The sequence below is a fragment of the Vogesella facilis genome (genome assembly GCF_042648525.1).
Taxonomy (GTDB): Bacteria; Pseudomonadota; Gammaproteobacteria; order Burkholderiales; family Chromobacteriaceae; genus Vogesella; species Vogesella facilis.
This window is the reverse complement of the sequence record NZ_JBHRXN010000030.1, coordinates 113,653-135,899: the sequence shown is the minus strand read 5'-3', so window position 1 is coordinate 135,899 and position 22,247 is coordinate 113,653. Positions and strand designations below refer to the sequence as shown.

The following is a 22,247-nucleotide window of genomic DNA, read 5'->3' as shown; positions in this document are numbered from 1 at the left end:
ACCAAATCGCTGCCAGAACACTTTCACTCCGCCGGCATGTGGCGGCAATCGCAAAGGAGAACGGTTATGAACTCACCCCGCACCGCGCTGGTTACCGGCGCCGACCGCGGCATCGGCCTGGCCATTGCCTGCCGCCTGGCGCGCGAAGGCTGGCAGCTGGCGCTGCACGGTCTGGCGGATGCCGCCGGCCAGGCCGAGGTGTTGGCCGCGGTGAAAGCCGCCGGCGCCGGCGACGCCGCCTATTTCAGCGCCGACCTGCGCGACGGCGACGCCAGCCGCGCGCTGGCGGCGGCGGCACTGACGCGCTTCGGCCGTGTCGACGTGCTGGTCAACAACGCCGGCATGCAGTTCGCCGCGCCGCTTACCGAGATGCCGGCGCAGAAATGGGACGACATCATCGGCGTCAACCTGTCCGCCGCCTTCCACCTGCTGCAGCTGTGCTTGCCGGGCATGCTGGCGGCCGGCTGGGGGCGGGTGATCAACATCGCCTCGGTGCACGGCCTGGTGGCGTCGAAAAACAAGCTGCCGTACGTGGCCAGCAAGTTCGGCATCATCGGCCTGACCAAGGCGGCCGCGCTGGAGACCGCCGGCACGGGCGTCACCGTCAACGCCATCTGCCCGGGCTGGGTGGAAACCGCGCTGATCGAGCCGCAGATCATGGCGCGCGCCGCGCAGTTCGATGGCGACCGCGCCGCCGGCCTGCGCGACCTGGTGCTGGAAAAGCAGCCGTCCGGCCAGATGAGCCAGCCGGAGGACATCGCCGAGGCGGTGCTGATGCTGTGCGGCCAGTGGGCGCACAACCTCACCGGGGTGGCGCTGCCGGTGGACGGCGGCTGGACCGCGCAGTAGCGCGGGCAAAGCTTGGCCGCAGCCATGCGGCCAACCTTGTGCTGCCGCAAGCCGCGGCATATCCGCCGCCGCCATGCTCTGGTAATCTTGCCGGCGACCGATATTCAAGCTTGCAGATTGTCCAACCATGAGCGACATCCCGTCCCGTTTGTACCTGGCCTCCGGCAGCCCGCGCCGCCGCGAGATCCTCGAAGGCCTCGGCCTGCACCTGGAACGCATCCACGCCGACATCGACGAAACCGTGCTGCCCGGCGAGGAGGCCGTGGCCTATACCGAGCGCCTGGCGCGCGAGAAGGCCGCCGCCGGCTGGCAGGTGGTGAGCAACTGCGGCCTGCCGCCGCACCCGCTGCTGGCCGCCGACACCACCGTGGTGCTGGACGGCGAGATCTACGGCAAGCCGGCGGATGCCGCCGACGCGCGCCGCATGCTGCAGGCGTTTTCCGGCCGCAGCCACCAGGTGGTGACCAGCGTGGCGGTACGGCTGGGCGATGAATTGCAGCTGGCCACCAGCGTCACCGATGTCAGCTTCAAGCCGCTGGCCGACGACGAGATCCAGCGCTACATCGACAGTAACGAGCCGTTCGACAAGGCCGGTGCCTACGGCATCCAGGGCCGCGCCGCGGTGTTCGTCGCCGGCATCGAAGGCAGCTACACCGGGGTGGTGGGGCTGCCGGTTTACGAAACAGCACAACTTCTCGGCAAGTTCGGTTTCCAACTGCCCTGATTCCACCAGTTACCGGAGCTTGCCATGCTGCAACAACCGATTCCGTTGCCGCGCGATATGCCGCGGCCGAAAGAGCAGATTCTCGTCAACATCACGCCGCAGGAGACGCGGGTGGCGGTGCTGGAAGACGCCATCGTGCAGGAGCTGCACATCGAGCGCTCCGCCAGCCGCGGCATCGTCGGCAACATCTACCTGGGCCAGGTCAAGCGCGTGCTGCCGGGCATGCAGAGCGCCTTCATCGAGATCGGCCTGGAGCGCGCCGCCTTCCTGCACATCGCCGACGTGCTGGAACAGCGCCAGCACCCGTCCGAGCCGCAGCGCATCGAGAAGATGCTGTTCGAAGGCCAGACCGTGCTGGTGCAGGTGATCAAGGATCCGATCGGCACCAAGGGCGCGCGGCTGTCGACGCAGATCAGCCTGGCCGGCCGTTTCCTGGTGCACCTGCCGCAGGAAGAGCACATCGGCATCTCGCAGAAGATCGAGCAGGAAGCCGACCGTCTGAGCCTGAAAACGCGGCTGGAAAAACTGCTGCCGGACGGCGCGCCGCGCGGCTACATCATCCGCACCAGTGCCGAGACCGCTACTGACGAGGAGCTGACCGCCGACATCGACTACCTGTCGAAACTGTGGGCCGACATCCGCCACAAGTCGCAGCACCTGCCGGCGCAGAGCCTGCTGTACGAAGACCTGCCGCTGGCGGTGCGCGTGCTGCGCGACATGGTGAGCGACTACACCGAGAAGGTGATCGTCGACTCCACCGAGAACTACGGCAAGATGGTGGAATTCGCCGAGGCTTACGTGCAGTCGGCGGTGGCCAAGATCGAGCGCTACAGCGGCGAGCGGCCGCTGTTCGAGCTGCACGGCATCGAGACCGAGATCGACAAGGCGCTGTCGCGCCGCGTCAACCTGAAGTTCGGCGGCTATCTGATCATCGACCAGACCGAGGCGATGACCACCATCGACGTCAACACCGGCGGCTTTGTCGGCAACCGCAATTTCGACGAAACCATCTTCAAGACCAACCTGGAAGCCACGCTGTCGCTGGCGCGCCAGCTGCGGCTGCGCAACCTCGGTGGCATCATCATCGTCGACTTCATCGACATGGACAGCGAGGAGCATCGTAGCGCGGTGCTGGCCGAGCTGGCCAAGGCGCTGGCGCGCGACCGCACCCGCGTGACGCTGAACGGCTTCACCAGCCTGGGGCTGGTGGAAATCACCCGCAAGCGCACCCGCGAAAGCCTGGCGCACGTGCTGTGCGAGCCATGTCCGATGTGCCAGGGCCGCGGCGAGATCAAGACCGCGCAGACGGTGTGTTACGAGATCCAGCGCGAGATCGTGCGCGAGACGCGCCGCTTCGACGCCAAGGGCTTCCGCATCCTCGGCTCGCAGAACGTGATCGACATGCTGCTGGACGAGGAATCGCAGAGCCTGGCGATGCTGATCGACTTCATTGGCAAGCCGATCTCGCTGTCGGTGGAAACCAGCTACAGCCAGGAACAGTTCGACGTGGTGCTGCTGTAGGTTTTTTGGCCACCCGCGCCGCGAAAAGCGCGATCCGTGCTTGCCGTCGCGCGGCGCTGGCACCAGATTAAAGGGTGACAGCGCCGCCGCAGTGCGCGCGGCGCCAAGGTTGGCCGCAAGTATCAGGAGTCCCTCCGTATGACCGAAGTAAACAGCGATCCCCTGTGGCTCGCCATCCTGCAGGAAGCCGAACAGGCGGCGCGCGACGAGCCGCTGCTGGCCAGCTTCCTGCACATGACCGTGCTGCGTCACGGCACGCTGGAAGACGTGCTGGCCTTCCACCTGTCCAGCAAGCTGGCCAGTCCGGTGATGGACGCCCGCGCCTTGCTGGAACTGTTCCGCGAGGCCTATGCCGCCGATAGCGGCATCATCGTCGCCACGCGCGCCGACATCACCGCCTGCTTCGAGCGCGACCCGGCCTGCGACAGCTACTCCACGCCGCTGCTGTACTTCAAGGGCTTCCATGCCATCCAGAGCCAGCGCATCACCCACTGGCTGTGGCAGCAAGGCAGAAAGACGCTGGCGTATTTCTTGCAAAACCGCATCTCCGAGGTAATGAGCGCCGATATTCACCCGGCTGCCAAAATCGGCCACGGCGTCATGCTGGATCACGGCACCGGCGTGGTGGTGGGCGAGACCGCGGTGATCGGCAACAACGTGTCGATGCTGCACGGCGTGACCCTGGGCGGCTCCGGCAAGGAGCGCGGCGACCGTCATCCCAAGATCGGCGACGGCGTGATGCTGGGCGCCGGTGCCTCGGTGCTGGGCAATATCCGCGTCGGCGAATGTGCCAAGGTCGGTGCCGGCAGCGTGGTGCTGGACGACGTGCCGGCACATACCACGGTGGCGGGCGTACCGGCCAAGGTGGTGGCGCAGCTTTGTCCGGGCACCCCGGCACTAGACATGGACCAGCGCGTCTAAACTGACGCAGTGGGCTACCAGCCGTGCGGCCAATGCTGCACGGCTTTTTTCTTGCCGGCGGCCGGCGTGGATCGGCCAACAACAATGACATTGATGTTGTGTTTGGTATTGCGGGCCTGCGTCGTCGGCGGCGTAGCGACAGCACAAGGCGTGTGGCACGCGCGGCAGAAAGCGCTGTAAAAACAGCCGGCTATGCCATATTGCTGAAATGTGCCGCGACCGCACTCGCCGCATGCCGAAAATGCCAATGGAAAGCCATATCGGATGCTTTGCGTGCGCGACAACAGCGCGTAGAATCCGCCGCCTTTGCATGCGCCCCAAGGTTGGCCGCATGCCGCCCGACACAGGAGCAGCATCATGAACGTACGCGTAGTCGATTACCGTGCCGCCGACGCGGCCGAACAGTTCACCCGCTCGCTGCACGAAACCGGCTTCGGCGTGCTGGTGAACCACCCGATACCGCAGCAGCTGGTGGAGAACATCTACCGCGACTGGCTGGCCTTCTTCGGCAGCGAGCAGAAGCACGACTTCGCCTTCTCGGTGGAAAAGCAGGATGGCTACTTCTCGCCGGAAATCTCCGAGACCGCCAAGGGCCACACCCAGAAGGACATCAAGGAGTACTTCCACATCTATCCGTGGGGGCGTATCCCGGCGCAGCTGCAGGCCGACGCCATGCGCTACTACGATACCGCCAACGCGCTGGCGCGCGAGCTGCTGGCGTGGGTGGAACAGTACACCCCGGCCGACATCGCCCAGCATTACAGCGAGCCGCTGTCGAACATGATCACCGGCAGCCAGAAGACGCTGCTGCGCGTGCTGCGTTACCCGCCGCTGACCGGCCAGGAGCCGGCCGGCTCACTGCGCGCCGCCGCCCACGGCGACATCAACCTGCTCACCATCCTGCCGGCGGCCAACGAGCCGGGCCTGCAGGTGCAGGACATGAACGGCAACTGGGTGGATGTGCCGTGCGACTTCGGCATGCTGATCATCAACATCGGCGACATGCTGTGCGAGGCCTCGCGCGGCTACTACCCGTCCACCCAGCACCGGGTGGTGAACCCGAGCGGCGAAGGCGCCAGCAAGAGCCGCGTGTCGCTGCCGCTGTTCCTGCACCCGCGCGACGAGGTGGTGCTGTCCGAGCGCTATACCGCCGGCGAATACCTGAACGAGCGCCTTCGTGAACTGGGCGTGAAGATGTAGTACGGCGGCGGTCAGGGTTGGCCGCAAGCGAGAGGGAAGCGCACGGCCCGGTCGATGACCGGGCCTTGTCGTTTGCGCGGGAGGCGCGGGCGGCAAGCCACGTGGTTGGCGCAGCATGTATCCACAATGTGTAAAATCCGACACTTTGCGCTACACATGCGGCCCAGCCGCATCCCACCAACGGTTGACCTCATGCTGGCATTGCCAAGACCTGTCCCTGCTTCTTCCTACCGTCCGGATATCGACGGCCTGCGCGCCGTCGCCGTGCTGGCGGTGATCGCCTACCACATCGGCGTACCCGGCCTGGCCGGCGGCTTCGTCGGCGTGGACATCTTTTTCGTGATTTCCGGCTACCTGATCAGCGGCCTGCTGCAGCAGGAGCTGCTGCAGCACGGCAAGGTGCGCTTCGCCGCCTTCTTCGCCCGCCGCATCCGCCGGCTGGGGCCGGCGCTGCTGCTGGTGACGCTGTGCACGCTGCTGGCCGGCTACGTGCTGCTGCTGCCGGATGCGGCCAACTCGTTGGGGCGCGAGGCGCGCGCGGTGGTGACGCTGTCGGCCAACCATCACTTCCTGTCGCACGCCTTCGACTACTTCAATGCCGCCACCGACCTGAAACCGCTGCTGCATACCTGGTCGTTGGCGGTGGAGGAACAGTACTACCTGGTGTGGCCGCTGCTGATGATGGCCGCCTGGCGCTGGGGGCAGGGCAGCCTGCGCGTGGTGCGCGGCACACTGGCGGCGGTGTTGCTTGGCTCCTTCCTGCTGTGCCTGTACCTGTCGTGGCACAACCTGCCGCAGGCGTTCTACCTGATGCCGACCCGCGCCTGGGAATTCGCCGCCGGCGGCCTGCTGGCGCTGGCGCCGGCCACGCGCTGGCGCAGCGAAGGCGCTCTGGCGCTGCTGCTGGGGCTGGCCGGCGCGGCGCTGACATTCGGCTGCATCCTGCTGTTCGACGAACGCCGCATGGTGTTTCCGGGCTGGATCGCCAGCCTGCCGGTGCTGGGCGCGTTGCTGCTGATCGTCGCCGGCGAGCTGTCGCCGCGCAATGTGGTGAGCCGGCTGCTGGCCTCGCCGCTGCTGACCGCGCTGGGGCTGCTGTCCTACAGCTGGTATCTGTGGCACCAGCCGCTCTTGGCGCTGGGGCGCAGCTACGGCGTGGGCGAGCGCGAGCTGACGCGCGACCTGCTGCTGGGCGGCGGGCTGTCGCTGCTGCTGGCCTGGCTTACCTACTGCCTGCTGGAGCAGCCGATCCGCCAGCGCCGGCCGGCGCCGTTCGCGCTGGACAAATCCACGCTGTGGGCCGGGCTGGCGATGTCGCTGGCGGTGTGGCTGGCCGGTACCGTCGACATGTATCTGCCGGCGCGCCACCCGTGGCCGGGGCAGCAGCGCATCCTGCAGCTGAAGGCGGATGGCCCGCAGACGCCGCCGGGCTGCGGCATGGCCAGGGACGGCACGCCGCTGGCATCGGCGGCCAGCTGCCGCATCGGCTCGGCCATGGCGCCGCTGCGGCTGCTGGCCTGGGGCGATTCCCACTCCGACCATTCGCTGCCGATGTACCAGGCGCTGGCGCAGTCGCAGGGCATCGCCATGCTGCGCCGGGTGTACCACGGCTGCCCGCCGCTGCCGGACGCAGTGCCGGTGGGCGAGGGCAAGGTGCGCAGCTGGTGCCTGAACCATTCGCGTGCGGTGTGGCAGGAAGTGGAACAGCTGGCCGGCAAGGGGCTGAACGGCGTGCTGATGAACGTGCGCTGGAACGGCTACACCGCCTTGCCGGTGCCCGGCAGCCTGGCCATTACCGGCCTGGCGGCGGTGGATGCGCAGGGGCGGCCGCAGCTGTCCGGGCCGCTGCTGGCCGGCAGCGGCATGCTGGACCGGCCGCACTCGCTGCAGGTGCTGCATGCCTCGCTGGACAAGCTGGCCGGAGAATTGGGCCGCTTGCGCCTCAAACTGGTGCTGCTGGCGCCGGAGCCGGAGTTCCGCCTGTCGGTACCGGAATGCATCGTCCGCCGCGGCGCAGCGGCCTGCAATATCAGCCGCCAGCAGGTGGAGGCGCAACGGCGCGACATCATGGCCATCCTGCGGCAGGTGGCCGCCACGCACCGCAACGTGCGGCTGTGGGATGCCATCGACCGCTTCTGCGATGCCGGCAGCTGCTTCGCCAGCGACGGTGAACTGGTGCGCTACCAGGATCAGAACCACCTGTCGGCCAGCATGGCGCGCACCCTGGCCGGCGACTTCGCCGCCAGCTTTGTCTGGGCCAGCCAGCGCTGAGCGGGCGCCTGCAGCGGCAAAGGTTGGCCGCAGGGAGTGCGGCAGCGACTGCCATCCTGTCACCTGCGTCAGCAGGCACGACCATGCGCCAGCCATGCCGGCTGGGTAGTTGCATTTGACTACAGGGTGCTAGCATGCGCGTTCGTTCTCCAACGGAGCTGCGCCATGACTGCCCCCGTTTCCCCGCCGCTCGCCCTCATCATCATCGACATGCAGCAGGGCATGCGCCGTATGCCGGCCGAATCGCGCAACAACCCGCAGGCCGAGGCCACCATCCTGCGCCTGCTGCGCGCATGGCGCGCGGCCGGGCAGCCGGTGGTGCATGTGCGGCACATATCGCTGACGCCCGGTTCGCCGTTCTGGCCGGGGCAGGACGGCGCCGAGTTCCAGCCGGAACTGCAGCCGCTGCCGGGCGAGCACGTACAGGAAAAGAATGTGCCGGATGTGTTCATTCACAGCCAGCTGGAGCGCTGGCTGCGGGTGCGCGGCATTCAGCGCCTGGTCATCACCGGGGTCAGCACCAACAACTCGGTGGAGGCCTGTGCCCGCAGCGCCGGCAATCTCGGTTTCGACACCCTGGTGGTGGCGGACGGCTGTTACGCCTACGCCAAAACCGACTTCGACGGCGTGGCGCGCAGCGCGCAGCAGGTGCACGCCATGGCGCTGGCCAACCTGCACGGCGAGTATGCGCAGGTGATCGACAGCGAGGCGGCGCTGGCCTTGCTGGCGTGAGGCTGGCGGCCAAGGTTGGCCGCGGGGTGCCACGGGGGCTGGTGTAGAATGGGGCGATTCCGTGTTTACCTGCCCGTGCCCCCATGAACGACAAGCTGCTCGCCGGCCTCAACCCCGAACAACTCTCCGCCGTCACCTGGCCCGCCAAGAGCGCGCTGGTGCTGGCCGGCGCCGGCAGCGGCAAGACGCGGGTGCTCACCACCCGCATCGCCTGGCTGCTGGCCACCGGGCAGGCCAGCCCGGCCGCCATCCTGGCGGTGACCTTCACCAACAAGGCGGCGCGCGAGATGCAGACCCGGTTGGCGGCGATGATTCCGGTCAACGTCAAGGCGATGTGGATCGGCACCTTCCACGGCCTGTGCAACCGCCTGCTGCGCATCCACTACCGCGACGCCGGTCTGCCGCAGACCTTCCAGATCCTGGATGCCGGCGAGCAGCAGTCCGCCATCAAGCGGCTGCTGAAGGCGCTGGACGTGTCGGACGAGAAATTCCCGCCCAAGAGCGTGCAGCAGTACATCAACGGCAACAAGGAAGCCGGCGTGCGCGCGCATGCCATCCCGGCGCCGCTGAACCCGTACGAGGCCAAGCTGATCGAGCTGTACGCCGCCTACGACGCGCAGTGCAACCGCGAGGGGGTGGTGGATTTTGCCGAGTTGTTGCTGCGCAGCTACGAGCTGCTGTCGCGCAACGAGGCGCTGGCCACGCACTACCGCGAGCGCTTCCGCCACGTGCTGGTGGACGAGTTCCAGGATACCAACCGCCTGCAGTACGCCTGGCTCAAGCTGCTGGCCGGCACCGACAACGCGCTGTTCGCGGTCGGCGACGACGACCAGTCCATCTACGCCTTCCGCGGCGCCGAAGTCGGCAATATGCACGCGCTGCTGCGCGACTACGGCATCAGCGCGCCGATCCGCCTGGAGCAGAACTACCGCTCCGCCGGCACCATCCTCGATGCGGCCAACGCGCTGATCGAGCACAACGACGGCCGCCTCGGCAAGCAGCTGTGGACCGATGCCGGCGCCGGCGAGCCGATCCGCGTGTTCGAGGGTTTCAGCGACGGCGAGGAGGCGCAGTTCATCGTCGACGAGGTGAAGTCGCTGGCGCGCGATGGCTGGAACCTGGCCGACATGGCGGTGCTGTACCGCTCCAATGCCCAGTCGCGCATCCTGGAACACGTGCTGGTACAGGCCGGCCTGCCGTACCGCATCTACGGCGGGCTGCGCTTCTTCGAGCGCCAGGAGATCAAGCACGCGCTGGCCTACCTGCGGCTGGTGGCGAACGCGGACGACGACAACGCGCTGCTGCGGGTGATCAACGTGCCGGCGCGCGGCATCGGCGCGCGCACGGTGGAAAACCTGCAGACCGCCAGCCGCGAGCGCGGCATCAGCCTGTGGCAGGCGGCCTGCGGTGCCGGCACTGGCCGCACCGGCGGCAAGGTGGCGGAATTCGTGCTGCTGGTGGAGCAGCTGCGCGCGCGCTGCGAACAGCTGTCGCTGGCCGAGAAGATCAGCCTGATCGTGGACGACTCCGGCCTGCGCGCCATGTACGAGGCCGACCGCAAGGAGGGCGAGGAGCGGCTGGCCAACCTGGACGAACTGGTAAATGCCGCGCTGGGCTTTTTGCCGCACGAGCCGGAACTGGCGCTGGTGGAGTTTCTCACCCAGGCCAGCCTGGAGGCTGGCGACCATCAGGCCGATGCCAGCGAGGACGCGCTGCAGCTGATGACGGTGCATGCCTCCAAGGGCCTGGAGTTCGACGCGGTGTTCATCGGCGGGCTGGAAGAGGGCCTGTTTCCGCACGAGAACAGCTTCAGCGACAGCAAGGGGCTGCAGGAAGAGCGCCGGCTGATGTACGTGGCGATCACCCGCGCGCGCAAGCGGTTGTACTTTTCCTCGGCGCAGAGCCGCATGCTGCACGGCCAGAGCCGCTACCCGATCCGCTCGCGTTTTGTCGACGAAGTACCGGCCGAGCTGTTACAACACTTATCTGCTACGGTAAAAACAGCCGCCCCGCGCCGCAGCAGCTGGCAGGAGGCGCCGGCCCCGGCCATGGTGCGCAGCAGCGCGCTGGCCGGCTGGCGCATCGGCCAGGCGCTGAGCCACAGCAAGTTCGGCAGTGGCGTGGTAATCAGCGCCGAAGGCGCCGGCGACGATGTGCGGCTGCAGATCAACTTTGCCGAGCACGGCATCAAGTGGCTGGATCTGCGTTATGCCGCAGACAAACTGACGCCGGCCTGATGCGGCCAACCTTATCCAACCGAGACGCACCATGAGCCAGCAGCCACGCGAATCCACCACCTTCCATGCCATCACCGGCCAGCGCGAACCCGGCAGCCGCCAGGAGTACCGCAACCCGTTTGCCAAGAAGATGTTCCTGGTGGTGGATTGCGTGCCGGAGATGCAGCGGGCGATGGCGATGACGCTGAACTCGTTCGGCGCCGAGAAGGTGGAGTACGCGGGCAAGGCCAGCGACGCGCTGGTGAAGCTGATGCGCTACGACTTCGACGTGGTGCTGTGCGACTACGACCTGGGCACCGGCAACGACGGCCTGTACCTGTACGAGGAAGCCAAGGAGCGCAACCTGCTCAAGCAGTCCTGCGTGTTCATGATCGTCAGCGGCGAGCGCCGCGCCGCCAAGGTGATCTCGGCCGCCGAGCTGGCGCCGGACGGCTACCTGCTGAAGCCGTTCACCGGCGACGAGCTGGGGCGGCGGCTGGAAGTGGCGATGCGCCGCCGTGCCGCGTTCAAGGTGGTGGACGAGGCGCTGCTGGGCCACGACTACCTGGGCGCCATCGACGCCTGCAACAAGAAGATCGCCGAGCGCGGCGAGTTCAGCCTCGACTTCATGAAGCTGAAGGGCAGCCTGGTGCTGAAGATCGGCGACTTCGACAGCGCGCAGACGCTGTTCAAGCAGGTGCTGCAGGTGAAGGAGCTGCCGTGGGCCAAGCTGGGCATGGCCAAGGCGCTGGTGGGGCTGAAGCAGGTGGAGCCGGCACTGGCGCTGTTCGAGCAGGTGGTGGTGGAAAACGACCGCGTGATGGAAGCCTACGACTGGCTGGCCAAGCTGTACCAGGACAACCACGAGCTGCAGAAGGCGCAGGACGTGCTCAAGCGCGCCACCGAAATCGCCCCGGCCACCGTGCGGCGCCACCAGGTGCTGGCGCAGGTGGCGGAGGAAAACGGCGACCTGGTGCAGGCGCGCAGTGCCTACAGCACCACGCTGGAGCTGGCCAAGTCCAGCTGGCACCGCCGCCCGGCGCATTACGCCTCGCTGGTGCGCGCGCAGCTGGCCTGCAATGAAAAGGCCGAGGCCAGCCGCACCCTGGCCTCGCTGCGCCGCGACTACAAGTACAACCCGGAAGGCGAGTGGATGGCGGACGTGGTGGACAGCACCATCCAGAACCAGTCCGGCAACAAGCAGGCGGCCGAACGCCTGCTGCACGAGGCGGCCGACAAGCTGCACCAGCTGTCCAAGCTCAAGGACGACGACAAGCTGGAGTTCGCCCGCGCCTGCTACACCCAGGGCCACAAGGAGCTGGGCGACGCGGTGGCGCGCGACCTGGTGCGCAACCATCACGACAACCAGGAGCTGCTGCAGAAGCTGTCGGCGATGTTCGACCAGGTCGGGCAGGGCGATGCCGGCCGCCTGCTGATCGCCAGCAGCGTGCAGGACATCATCGACCTCAACAACCAGGCGGTGCGCATGGCGCAGACCGGCGAGCACGACCGGGCGATCGAGCTGTTCCGCAAGGCGCTGGAGGAAATGCCGCAGAACATCCAGCTGATGCTCAACCTGGTCAACGCGGTGATCGCGCAGAGCCACCGCCACGGCTGGCATGAAAGCCACATCCACCTGGCGCACCAGCTGCTGCAGAAGGTGCGGGAAGTGGAGCCGGCCAACAACAAGTTCCAGAAACTGCTGCAGGCCTGGCGGGTGCTGATCGACCAGCACCAGAAGCGGGAATTCCAGCTGTGACGCAGCACAGCTACCGTTGGCCGCACCTGCTGCTATTCTGCATGCTGCTGCTGTGCTGGCTGGCGCTGGCTCTGCTGGGCGGCAGCTGGCTGCTGGCCTACGAGCGCGCCCGCGCGCAGAGCGAGCTGGACGTGCAGGCGCAGCAGCTGGCGGCGCAGGTGCGCACGCGGCTGAGCCTGCTGCAGGCGGCCGGCGAGCAGCTGCTGCAGGATCTGGAAAGCCTGCAGCTGGCCGAGGCCGGCAGCGACCCGGGGCGTTATCTGGCCAACCTGCATCAGGCGTTTCCGCTGCTGCAGCGCGTGGCGCTGCTGGGCGGCGATGTGCGCAGCCAGCAGCTGCTGGTGCGCCAGGTGGCGCCGTTCCTGCTGGGCGGCGAGGTGTTGCCGACGCAGGACCTGAGCCGTCAGGTGGCGGTGGCGCAGGTGTTGCCGGTGTTGCAGGCGGGCCAGCCGGCGGTGGTGCCGTGGCACGACCGCGGCGGCCTGCAGCAATTGCTGCTGCTGCCCGGCATGCCCGGTAACTATCTGGCGCTGTGGCTGCAGCCGGCGGCGCTGCTGCCGGAGCTGGCGGACGAGCGGCTGCGGCCAACCTTGCTGCCGTTGCAGACCGCGCTGCCGCAGGAGGACAGCTGGGGCGGCCGCCTGCATGCCAGCGTCGAGGTGCGCAGCGGCCCGTTCGCCCTGCGGCTGGATCTGGCGCAGCAGCTGGGCTGGGAGGACATCCACTCGCCGCGGCTGTGGCTGCTGCTGGTGTGGCTGCTGCTCAGCCTGCTGCTGTGCTGGCTGAGCTATGTGCAGTTCGGCGTGCTGCGCCGCCGCCGCGCGCTGCTGCTGCAACAGCGCCAGGCCTGGCTGCAGCGCCACCTGCCGTCGTCATCGGCGGGGCGCTAGCGCAGCCTGCTGCCGGGCGGCAGGGTTTTGCAGTACAATCGCCGCCATCTTTTACCGGGAGTACTCAGATGTACCAGTCCGAATTCACCCAATTCATGAACGACTACCTGGACAAGCACCCGGAAGTCGACAGCGAACGCCGCGAACTGCGCCTGACCTGGTGGGAGCGTCCGCAGAACCTGGACGACGTGCAGCGCTGGAAAGAATCGCGCGTACCGCAGAAAGCCTACGTGTACCAGCCGGAATAAGCCGGCCACCGCGACACACCACGACGCCCGCAAGGGCGTTTTGCTTTTCCGAGGCCGAGCCATGACACGACACACCATGACATTTGGCCCGCAGGTGGCCGAATACCTGTTCGACATCGGCGTGCAGGAGCACCCGGTGCAGCGCGAGCTGCGCGAATTCACCGCCGGCCACCGCATGGCCAAGATGCAGATCGCGCCGGAGCAGGGCCAGTTCCTGGGCTGGCTGGTGCAGCTGCTGGGCGTGCGCCGCTACCTGGAGATCGGCTCCTTCACCGGCTACAGCGCGCTGACGGTGGCACTGGCGATGGGCGAGAGCGGCCGCACCGTGGCCTGCGACATGAGCGTGGAGTTCAGCAGCATCGCCATGGACTACTGGCGGCGGGCCGGGGTGGCCGAGCGCATCCAGCTGTACCTGCAGCAGGGGCTGCTGACGCTGCACCAGCTGCTGGCCGACGGCGCCGCCGACAGCTTCGACCTGGCCTTCATTGATGCCGACAAGAGCAACTACCCCGGCTACTACGAGGCCTGTCTGCAGCTGGTGCGCCCGGGCGGGGTGATCGCCATCGACAATATCCTGCTCAATGGCCGCGTGGTGGCGCCGCAGCCGGGGCAGCCGCACAGCGTGGATGTGCTGCGCGAGTTCAACGCCGGCCTCAAGCACGACCCCCGCGTCGACCTGTGCATCCTGCCGATGGGCGACGGCATGACGCTGTTGCGCCGACGTTAAACGGGAACCCTGCCGGCCGCGGCCGGTCGTTACATTGCCGAAACCATTCGCCGGATGCAGGTGCTACCATCCTGCATCCGCCGCCCAGAGAGAGTACCGATGCTGCAACGCCGTCCCCGCCGCATGATGAACCAGATGAACGTGGTGCCCTACATCGACGTGATGCTGGTGCTGCTGGTGATCTTCATGGTCACCGCGCCGATGTTCACCCCGGGGGTGATTGACGTGCCCAGCGTGACCCGCGCCGCACAGGTGGACAGCACACCGCTGGAGATCAGCATCGAGGCCGACGGCCACTATTTTGTCGGCGAAGGAGGCAAGCGCCAGCCGGTGGCCGATCTGGATGCGCTGATTGCCGAAGTGCGGGCGCGGGTGCAGGACAACCGGCCGGTGGTGGTAACCGCGCATCGCGACCTGAAGTACAGCGCGGTGGTGGCGGTGGCCGACCGCCTGCACGAAGCCGGCATCCAGCGCGTGGCGTTGACCGTACGCCAGCAGGGGAGCTGATGTTGGCCGCACGCCAACCGGGCAAGGGCGCCTGGCTGCTGTCGCTGCTGCTGCACGCGGCGCTCGCCGCCGTGCTGTGGTGGTCGGCGGCGCCGGCGGTGCTGCACACCCCGCCGCCGCTGGCGGTGGAGCTGTGGGCCGGTGGCGGCAGCACGCTAACGGCCGTGCCCAGGTCCGTGCCGGCCACACCGCCCCCACAACCCGCCGTACCGGCCAAGCCGCTACCCGCGCCGCCGGCGCCGCTGCTCAACAATGCCGACATCACCCTGAAGGGCGGCAAAGCGCCCGTCAAACCGGCAGCGGTACCGCCAACGCCGCCGAAGGTGGCGCAAAAGGCCGCCGCGCCTGCGGTCAAACCAGCTGAGCCGAAACCGGCCGCCAAGGTCGCCAAGCCGGCGCCGCCGCGCACCGACGATCTGCTGTCCGAGCTTGACGAGCTGCCGCCCGGCCCGGGCAAGGGCAAGGTGACGCAGGCCGGGGGCAAAACTGGGGCGCAGAGCGGCAGCGCCAGCGGGATCGCCGACCTGCGCGCGCAGTACGTGGATGCGGTGCGCAACCGCATCCGCCCCTACGTGATGCTGCCGGATGGCATCAACGGCAACCCGGAGGCGGTGGTGGAAGTGGAAATCCTGCCCACGCTGGAGATTCGCAGCAGCCGCCTGCTGCGCAGCAGCGGCAACAGCGGCTACGACCAGGCGGTGCTGGCGGCGCTGCGCGAGGCACGCCGCTTCCCGCCCTTGCCCAAGGGAGCCGAATTCGCCGATTTTCGCCGTATCACGCTGAAATTCCGTCCCAAGGAGTAAGCCTTGCACACCTGCTTTGTAATTGTCCGTCGCCTGTTGCTGTGCTGCCTGCTGTTGGCCGCACCGCTGGCCCGTGCCGACCTGACGGTGGACATCGTCGGTGGCGGCGTCAACCGCTACCCGCTGGCGATCCTGCCGCTGAGCAACGAGGAATGGCTGCCCGATGCGGTAACCAGCACCGTGCAGAGCGATCTGGCGATGACCGGCATGTTCAACCTGTTGCCGGTGCCGGCCAGCGGCGCGTCGCTGGAGGCCGATTACTGGCAGCAGCAGGGCGCGCGCGCCATGGTGTACGGCCGCGTGACGCGGCTGGATGGCGGCATGCTGCGGGTGACGTTCTGGGCCGATACGCTGGCGCCGCGCGAGCAGAAGCTGGCGATGGAGTTCGACGTGCATCCGTCGCAGCTGCGCGATGTGGCGCACCGCATGGCGGACATGGTGTACGAGGCGCTGCTGGGCGAGAAAAGCCTGTTTGCCAGCCGCATCGCCTTCGTGATCCAGGTGGGCAAGGAGTGGCGGCTGCAGGTGGCGGATGTCGACGGCCGCCGCGCACAGACGGTGCTGCGCTCCAACGAGCCGATCATCTCGCCGGCATGGAGCTACGACGGCGGCCGTCTGGCCTATGTGTCGTTCGAGAACAAGAAGCCGATCATCTACGTGCAGGACCTGTCCAGCGGCCAGCGCCGGGTGCTGGCCAACTTCAAGGGCAGCAATTCCGCGCCGGCCTGGAGCCCGGACGGCCGCCGGCTGGCGGTGGTGCTGACCACGCCCGGCAATTCGCAGATTTACCTGATCAACGCCGACGGCAGCGGGCTGCAGCGTTTCTCCTACAGCAGCGCCATCGATACCGAGCCGGTGTGGAGCCCGGATGGCCGCAGCATCGCCTTCGTCTCCGACCGCAGCGGCAGCCCGCAGCTGTATCTGCAGCCGGTGGACGGCAGCCGCACTGTGCGGCGCCTGACGTTCCAGGGCAGCTACAACGTGTCGCCGTCGTTCTCGCCGGATGGCCGCCAGCTGGTGTACGTGCAGCGCGAGGCCGGCCGTTTCAAGGTGATGCTGCACGATCTGGCCGCCGGCGACAGCCGCCAGCTGAGCAGCAGCGCCTATGATGAATCACCGAGCTTCGCGCCCAATGGCAAGATGGTGCTGTATGCCAGCGACCAGGGCGGCCGCAGCGTGCTGTTTGCCGCTTCGGTGGTGCACCCGGGCCGGGTGCGGCTGGGGGTGATCGAAGGTGAAGTACAGGATGCCGCCTGGGGGCCGTTCAACCCGTAAGCCCGCCGGCTGAACTCTCGCGCCGCTGACGGGTCTTTGTTTTTGTGCAAAATTATTTGCCGGCCCGTCAGAGCCCAATCACATCGCAACAAGGAGATCCGCATGAAAGTCGTTCCGTTTATCGTTGCCGCCAGCGTGCTGCTGCTGAGTGCCTGCGCTTCCACCTCAAGCAAGGCGCCCAGCGACACCATGGCCGGCCAGGCGCCGGTAACCGCCGGCAACGCGGCCGGTGGCGACAATGCGCTGAAACCGGCGCAACCGCTGCCGGAAGTGGACGCCCGCGCCGCCGAGGCCGCCGCCTTTGCCGGTATCAACGGCAAGAGCGTGTATTTCGACTTCGACCAGTCCAGCCTGCGCGACGGCGACAAGAGCACCGTGCAGGCGCATGCCGGCTACCTGAACAAGTACCAGACCCGCGTGCTGATCCAGGGCAATACCGATGCCCGCGGCAGCCGCGAGTACAACCTGGCGCTGGGCCAGCGCCGTGCCGAAAGCGTGAAGCAGGGCCTGGAAGTGCTGGGCGTGAAGCCGGAGCAGATCGAGGCGGTGAGCCTGGGCAAGGAGAAACCGCGCGCCCAGGGCACGAGCGAGCAGGACTACGCCGAGAACCGCCGCGCCGACTTCCTCTACCAGTAAGCGCAGCGGCTTGACCACCTTCCGGGATCGCGGCACGCTGTCCCGGATTTTTATTTGACGCGATGGGCGATCACACCATGCAAAACCGACTGTTGCTGCTCCTGCTGCCCGTGCTGCTGGGCGCCTGTGCCACCTCTACCGACCTGGAAGAAACCCGCCGCCAGCTGCAGAGCCAGATGTCGAGCAACGCGCAGCAGGCCAGCGCGCGGCTGTCCGACGTGGAGGCCAAGCTGGCCAACCAGCGCCTGCTGGAGCTGGTGAACCAGGTGGGCGAGATGCAGGCGGCGATGGCCAGCCTGCGCGGCCAGAACGAGGTACTGCAGCACCAGCTGGCGGAAACGCAGAAGCGGCAGAACGACCTGTATGCCGACCTCGACCTGCGGCTGGGCAAGCTGGAGCGGCCGCAGGGCGAGGCCAGCGCCGCGCAGGCCGAGGCACCGGTGGCGACGGTCTCGGCCGCCGATACCGCACTGGGCAAGGCGCTGGACACCCTGCGCAAGCGCGAGTTCGCGCCGGCGGTCGGCCAGCTCAAGGCGGTGATGGACGGCTATCCGGGCAGCACGCAGGGCATCGAGGCCAACTACTGGCTGGGCGTGGCGCACACCGCGCTGAAGCAGTACGACGCCGCCATCGACATCCAGCGCCGCTTTGCCGAGCAGTATCCGAAGCACCCGCGCGCCGCCGACGCGCTGCGACTGATGGCGGACAACCAGCTGGCGCTGCAGCAGAAGGATCAGGCGCGCAGCACCCTGCAGCGGCTGATCAAGCTGTACCCGGCGTCCGCCGCCGCGCAAAAGGCCAAGCAGCGCCTGGCGACCATGTAATGACCACAAGGTTGGCCGCATGGCCTGCGGCCCACCTTGCGCCGCCCGGCGCCCGCCGGGCGTGCCACATCCGGCGGGCAAGCCCTTGCCGAATCAGGTAAAATCCCGTTTTTCCTCTCCTTGACGGGACTCGCCTCCATGATCGAAGTTGGCATCGTGATGGGTAGCAACAGCGACTGGGAAGTCATGCAGAATGCCGCGCGCGTACTGAAAGACTTCGGCATCGCGTTCGAAACCCGCGTCGTTTCCGCCCACCGCACTCCAGACCTGCTGTTCCAGTACGCCGAACAGGCCGAAGCGCGTGGCCTGAAGGCCATCATCGCCGGTGCCGGCGGTGCCGCCCACCTGCCGGGCATGCTGGCCGCCAAGACCCACCTGCCGGTGCTGGGCGTGCCGGTACCGTCCAAATACCTGCGCGGCGAAGATTCGTTGCTGTCCATCGTGCAGATGCCGAAGGGCATTCCGGTGGCCACCTTCGCCATCGGCGAAGCCGGTGCCGCCAACGCCGCACTGTTCGCGGTGGCGATGCTGGCCAACGGCAAGCCGCAGCTGGCGGAACAGCTGAAAGCCTTCCGCAAGCAGCAGGAAGAAACCGTGCTGGCGATGACGCTGCCGGAGGTGAACTGATGCGTGCCATCCTGCCGCCCGCGATGCTGGGCATCCTCGGCGGCGGCCAGCTGGGCCGCATGTTCGTTACCGCCGCCAAGCGCATGGGCTACCGCGTCACCGTGCTGGACCCGGACGCCAATGCGCCGGCCGCCGACTTTGCCGACGTGCACCTGTGCGCGCCGTTCGACGACGCCGCCGCGCTGCAGACCCTGGCCGCCAGCTGCGCCGCGGTGACCACCGAATTCGAGAACGTCAACGCCGACGCCATGCGCCAGCTGGCCAAGACCACCCGCGTGTCGCCGTCCGGCGACTGCGTGGCCATCGCCCAGGACCGCATCGCCGAGAAGAGCTGGGTGCGCAAGGCCGGGCTGCCCACCGCGCCGTATCTGGCGGTGGAGCAGGCGGCCGATCTGGCCGGCGATCTCGCCGCCTACCTGCCGGGCATCCTCAAGACCGCGCGGCTGGGTTACGACGGCAAGGGCCAGACTCGCGTGAAAACCGCCGACGAGGCGCGTGCCGTCTTCGCCGAACTGGGCGGCCAGGCCTGCGTGCTGGAAAAGATGCTGGAGCTGAAGCTGGAAGTGTCCGCCATCGTTACCCGCGTCAGCCCCGCCCAGGTGGCGGTGTTCCCGGTGGCCGAGAACATCCACGCGGACGGCATCCTCGACGAATCCATCGTGCCGGCGCGCATCGCGCCGGAACTGGCGGCCCGCGCGCAGCAGTACGCGGTGCAGCTGGCCGAGGCGCTGGATTATGTCGGCGTGCTGGCGGTGGAATTCTTCGTGCTGGCCGACGACAGCCTGGTGGTGAACGAGATCGCGCCGCGGCCGCACAACTCCGGCCACTACACCATCGACGCCTGCGCTACCGACCAGTACCAGCAGCAGGTACGCGCCATGTGCGGCCTGCTGCCGGGCAAGACCGAGCTGCTGTCGCCGGTGGTGATGGTGAACCTGCTGGGCGATGTGTGGGCGGAAGACGGCGGCGAGCCGAACTGGGCGGTGCTGATGGAAGCACCGAACGCCCACCTGCATTTGTACGGCAAGAAGCAGGCACGGGTTGGCCGCAAGATGGGCCACTACTGCGTGCTGGCCGACGGCGTGGACGACGCGCTGGAACAGGCGCGTGCGCTGAAGGACACCTTGTGAGCCTTTTGGCTGATGAGTTTAAAGAGCAGCTGCCTGCTGTTGTGCTTTCGACAGCAGGGCTTGCGGCCGAGTTGGCAAAAGAGCTTCCCGGTGTCGGTGTGATCGTAAAAGCTGTAGAAATTGCGCTTGGCGTCGAAGCAGGAGTGCTACAGCAACGCTGGCAAGCTGGTGTGCAACAGAGGCTAGATGAACTGTGTGCAGATGTTCAGCAATTGCAATCAACTCTCAGCTTTATACCTCTATCAGTCGACTCGCTTACAGATGAGCAGCTGCTCCTGATTCGTCAGGTACAGCAGTTGATTGTGGACTCTCCTTCGCGGGATAAGCGTAAGGCTGCTGCACGTGTATTGTGTTATTCGACATTGGTAGAGTGTGATCTTGGTTTTGACATGGCCACTCAATTTTTACGAGACCTGTCAGAGCTGGAAAATCACCACTTGGTTGTGCTTAAAAGTATCAATCTGCAGTCAACCGATAGTTTAGTAATGGCTGTTCCAACTAGTTTGCAGGAGTCATTTACTCCTGTGATCTACGAAAAAATTTTTAGGGACCTGATCAAACTTGGTTTCATTTCTAATAGCGATGGCACGTTTGATGGCTTGGACCTGAAAAGAACTGAATATTTGAAATTCTTCGTAGATTATTTATTGCAGGACATTCAATCATGACCGGTAACACCTCCCAACTGACCAGCCTGAAGAAAATCTACTCCGGCAAGGTACGCGACCTGTACGAGATCGACGACAAGCGCATGCTGATGATCGCCAGCGACCGCCTGTCGGCGTTCGACGTGATTCTGGACGACCCGATTCCGGGCAAGGGCCAGATCCTGACCGCCATCTCCAACTTCTGGTTCGAGACGCTGAAGGACGTGGTGCCCAACCACCTCACCGGCGACCAGCCGGAAGACGTGGTATCGGCAGAAGACCTGCCGCTGGTGGCCGGCCGCGGCGTGGTGGCCAAGCGCCTGAAACCGGTGATGATCGAAGCGGTGGTGCGCGGCTACCTGGCCGGTTCCGGCTGGAAGGAATACCAGAAGTCCGGCACCGTGTGCGGCATCCAGCTGCCGGCCGGGCTGCAGGAATCCAGCAAGCTGCCGCAGCCGATCTTCACTCCGTCCACCAAGGCGGCGGTGGGCGATCACGACGAGAACATCACCTACGCGCAGTGCGAGGCCATCGTTGGCGCCGAACTGGCGGCCAAGGTGCGTGACACCGCCATCCTGCTGTACCAGACCGCTGCCGAGTTCGCCGCCAAGCGCGGCATCATCATCTGCGACACCAAGTTCGAATTCGGCCTGGACGAAGACGGCACCCTGGTGCTGATGGACGAGGCGCTGACCCCGGACTCCAGCCGTTTCTGGCCGGCCGACAGCTACGCCGAAGGCAGCACCCCGCCGTCGTTCGACAAGCAGTTCGTGCGCGACTGGCTGGAAGCTTCCGGCTGGAACAAGCAGCCGCCGGCCCCGGCCGTGCCGCTGGAGGTGCGCGAGAAGACCGCCGCCAAGTACCGTGAAGCGCTGCAGCGCCTGACCGGCAACTAAACGTTGGCCGCAAGGCCGCCCGTCAGCCCGCGCCGCTCGCCGCGCGGGCTTTTTCTTGCCGCCGGGCCTGCGTCGCGCGCGGCCGCCGCTCGCGTAATCGAACCGCGAACAGACGCTTGATGGCATACTTGCGCCTTTCCGCTGTACTCCGGAGTTCCCCCGATGGCGACATCGCAGCCCCCCCTGTCTACCGAACGTTTGCAACTGCTGCCGGCCGAGTCCGCCTGGGCCAAGGCGGTGCTGGACTACCAGCTGCGCAACCGTGAACATTTCGCGCCGTGGGAGCCGACGCCGGGCGGCATGTACTACTCCGAGTTCTTCTGGTCGATGCGCATGCGCCAGCGCGAGGAAGACTGGCGCGAGGGCCGCGGCGCCACCTTTCTGCTGATGCGCGACAAGGAGCCGGGGCGGGTGATCGGCATGATCACCATCAGCAATGTGGTGCGCGGCGTGTTCCAGGCCTGCCACCTGGGCTACGGCCTGGACCAGGAGTACGAAGGCCAGGGCCTGATGCGCGAGGCGCTGGAGGCGGTGGTGCAGTTCGCGTTCAGCAATCTGCGCCTGCACCGGGTGCAGGCCAATTACCAGCCGCACAATGTGCGCAGCGCCGGCCTGCTCAAGCGGCTGAACTTCCAGATCGAAGGCCAGGCCAAGGACTACCTGTTCCTGAACGGCGCCTGGCGCGACCACGTGCTGACCGCGCGCTGCAACCCGGATTACGACGCCCGCCCGCTGCAGGGCTGAGCCGCCAGCCGTCAGTGTCGGGCCGCGGGGGTTCTGCCCGCGGCCAAATTCTGCCAAACTGTTGTCATCATGCGGCCAACGTTGCTGATTGACCGCCATC

At 66.9% G+C, this 22,247-nt stretch carries 23 protein-coding genes; 22 read left to right on the top strand and 1 reads right to left on the bottom strand.

Annotated elements, in window-relative coordinates:
- The first annotated feature begins 66 nt into the window (after window positions 1-66).
- From ACFOLG_RS10435 to cysE, 4 genes are all read left to right on the top strand, one after another.
- Window positions 67-849 carry a 3-hydroxybutyrate dehydrogenase gene (locus ACFOLG_RS10435; RefSeq protein WP_386091472.1) on the top strand — a complete coding sequence of 261 codons (783 nt, stop codon included), beginning with the start codon at window positions 67-69 and terminating at the stop codon, window positions 847-849.
- A 127-nt stretch (window positions 850-976) separates the two neighbouring features.
- A complete protein-coding gene (locus ACFOLG_RS10430) occupies window positions 977-1,573 on the top strand; it encodes a Maf family protein (protein WP_386091470.1) in 597 nt (198 codons plus the stop codon).
- Between the two features lie 24 nt (window positions 1,574-1,597).
- Window positions 1,598-3,094, top strand: a complete 1,497-nt coding sequence (gene rng, locus ACFOLG_RS10425) for a ribonuclease G (protein WP_386091468.1) — start codon at window positions 1,598-1,600, stop codon at window positions 3,092-3,094.
- Window positions 3,095-3,232: 138 nt separating this feature from the next.
- Window positions 3,233-4,015 (top strand): serine O-acetyltransferase, encoded by a 783-nt coding sequence (gene cysE / locus ACFOLG_RS10420; RefSeq protein WP_386091466.1) that lies wholly within the window; start codon window positions 3,233-3,235, stop codon window positions 4,013-4,015.
- 14 nt (window positions 4,016-4,029) lie between these two features.
- On the opposite strand, the gene ACFOLG_RS10415 is transcribed toward cysE, so the two are convergent.
- Entirely contained in the window at window positions 4,030-4,374 is a 345-nt protein-coding gene (locus tag ACFOLG_RS10415; RefSeq protein ID WP_386091464.1) for a hypothetical protein, read from the bottom strand.
- On the opposite strand from ACFOLG_RS10415, the gene ACFOLG_RS10410 reads away from it, so the two are divergent.
- The 18 genes from ACFOLG_RS10410 (at window position 4,373) to ACFOLG_RS10325 (ending at window position 22,147) form a co-directional block, all read left to right on the top strand.
- Window positions 4,373-5,215 carry an isopenicillin N synthase family dioxygenase gene (locus ACFOLG_RS10410; protein ID WP_386091462.1) on the top strand — a complete coding sequence of 281 codons (843 nt, stop codon included), beginning with the start codon at window positions 4,373-4,375 and terminating at the stop codon, window positions 5,213-5,215. The genes ACFOLG_RS10415 and ACFOLG_RS10410 overlap by 2 nt on opposite strands.
- Before the next feature lie 192 nt (window positions 5,216-5,407).
- Window positions 5,408-7,486: an acyltransferase family protein gene (locus ACFOLG_RS10405; protein ID WP_386091460.1), complete on the top strand. Its 2,079-nt coding sequence runs from the start codon at window positions 5,408-5,410 to the stop codon at window positions 7,484-7,486.
- Between the two features lie 165 nt (window positions 7,487-7,651).
- Window positions 7,652-8,218, top strand: a complete 567-nt coding sequence (locus ACFOLG_RS10400; RefSeq protein ID WP_386091459.1) for a cysteine hydrolase family protein — start codon at window positions 7,652-7,654, stop codon at window positions 8,216-8,218.
- Between the two features lie 83 nt (window positions 8,219-8,301).
- Window positions 8,302-10,455, top strand: a complete 2,154-nt coding sequence (locus tag ACFOLG_RS10395) for a UvrD-helicase domain-containing protein (RefSeq protein ID WP_386091457.1) — start codon at window positions 8,302-8,304, stop codon at window positions 10,453-10,455.
- A 31-nt stretch (window positions 10,456-10,486) separates the two neighbouring features.
- Entirely contained in the window at window positions 10,487-12,193 is a 1,707-nt protein-coding gene (locus ACFOLG_RS10390) for a response regulator (RefSeq protein WP_386091455.1), read from the top strand.
- The gene (locus ACFOLG_RS10385) at window positions 12,190-13,083 is read left to right on the top strand and encodes a hypothetical protein (RefSeq protein ID WP_386091454.1); all 894 of its coding nucleotides are present in this window, start codon (window positions 12,190-12,192) and stop codon (window positions 13,081-13,083) included. The genes ACFOLG_RS10390 and ACFOLG_RS10385 overlap by 4 nt, the downstream gene beginning before the upstream one ends.
- 68 nt (window positions 13,084-13,151) lie before the next feature.
- On the top strand, window positions 13,152-13,331 hold the full coding sequence (locus tag ACFOLG_RS10380; protein WP_386091452.1) for a DUF3460 family protein: 180 nt from the start codon (window positions 13,152-13,154) through the stop codon (window positions 13,329-13,331).
- A gap of 61 nt (window positions 13,332-13,392) precedes the next feature.
- A complete protein-coding gene (locus tag ACFOLG_RS10375) occupies window positions 13,393-14,058 on the top strand; it encodes a class I SAM-dependent methyltransferase (RefSeq protein WP_386091450.1) in 666 nt (221 codons plus the stop codon).
- A 99-nt stretch (window positions 14,059-14,157) separates the two neighbouring features.
- Window positions 14,158-14,565 (top strand): ExbD/TolR family protein, encoded by a 408-nt coding sequence (locus tag ACFOLG_RS10370; RefSeq protein ID WP_386091448.1) that lies wholly within the window; start codon window positions 14,158-14,160, stop codon window positions 14,563-14,565.
- On the top strand, window positions 14,565-15,368 hold the full coding sequence (locus ACFOLG_RS10365; protein ID WP_386091446.1) for an energy transducer TonB: 804 nt from the start codon (window positions 14,565-14,567) through the stop codon (window positions 15,366-15,368). The genes ACFOLG_RS10370 and ACFOLG_RS10365 overlap by 1 nt, the downstream gene beginning before the upstream one ends.
- Window positions 15,369-15,371: 3 nt before the next feature.
- Window positions 15,372-16,643: a Tol-Pal system beta propeller repeat protein TolB gene (gene tolB, locus ACFOLG_RS10360; protein WP_386091444.1), complete on the top strand. Its 1,272-nt coding sequence runs from the start codon at window positions 15,372-15,374 to the stop codon at window positions 16,641-16,643.
- 102 nt (window positions 16,644-16,745) lie between these two features.
- On the top strand, window positions 16,746-17,279 hold the full coding sequence (locus ACFOLG_RS10355; protein WP_386091442.1) for an OmpA family protein: 534 nt from the start codon (window positions 16,746-16,748) through the stop codon (window positions 17,277-17,279).
- Window positions 17,280-17,356: 77 nt separating this feature from the next.
- Window positions 17,357-18,103, top strand: a complete 747-nt coding sequence (locus ACFOLG_RS10350) for a YbgF trimerization domain-containing protein (RefSeq protein ID WP_386091440.1) — start codon at window positions 17,357-17,359, stop codon at window positions 18,101-18,103.
- A gap of 138 nt (window positions 18,104-18,241) precedes the next feature.
- Window positions 18,242-18,730, top strand: coding sequence for a 5-(carboxyamino)imidazole ribonucleotide mutase (gene purE / locus ACFOLG_RS10345; protein WP_386091438.1), 489 nt, complete (start codon window positions 18,242-18,244; stop codon window positions 18,728-18,730).
- Entirely contained in the window at window positions 18,730-19,860 is a 1,131-nt protein-coding gene (locus tag ACFOLG_RS10340; RefSeq protein ID WP_386091436.1) for a 5-(carboxyamino)imidazole ribonucleotide synthase, read from the top strand. Before purE ends, ACFOLG_RS10340 begins: the two co-directional genes overlap by 1 nt.
- Entirely contained in the window at window positions 19,857-20,528 is a 672-nt protein-coding gene (locus ACFOLG_RS10335; protein WP_386091435.1) for a hypothetical protein, read from the top strand. Before ACFOLG_RS10340 ends, ACFOLG_RS10335 begins: the two co-directional genes overlap by 4 nt.
- A complete protein-coding gene (locus ACFOLG_RS10330) occupies window positions 20,525-21,403 on the top strand; it encodes a phosphoribosylaminoimidazolesuccinocarboxamide synthase (protein ID WP_386091433.1) in 879 nt (292 codons plus the stop codon). Before ACFOLG_RS10335 ends, ACFOLG_RS10330 begins: the two co-directional genes overlap by 4 nt.
- 162 nt (window positions 21,404-21,565) lie before the next feature.
- Complete coding sequence (locus tag ACFOLG_RS10325) at window positions 21,566-22,147, top strand: GNAT family N-acetyltransferase (protein ID WP_386091431.1); 582 nt, start codon at window positions 21,566-21,568, stop codon at window positions 22,145-22,147.
- Window positions 22,148-22,247 lie beyond the last annotated feature (100 nt).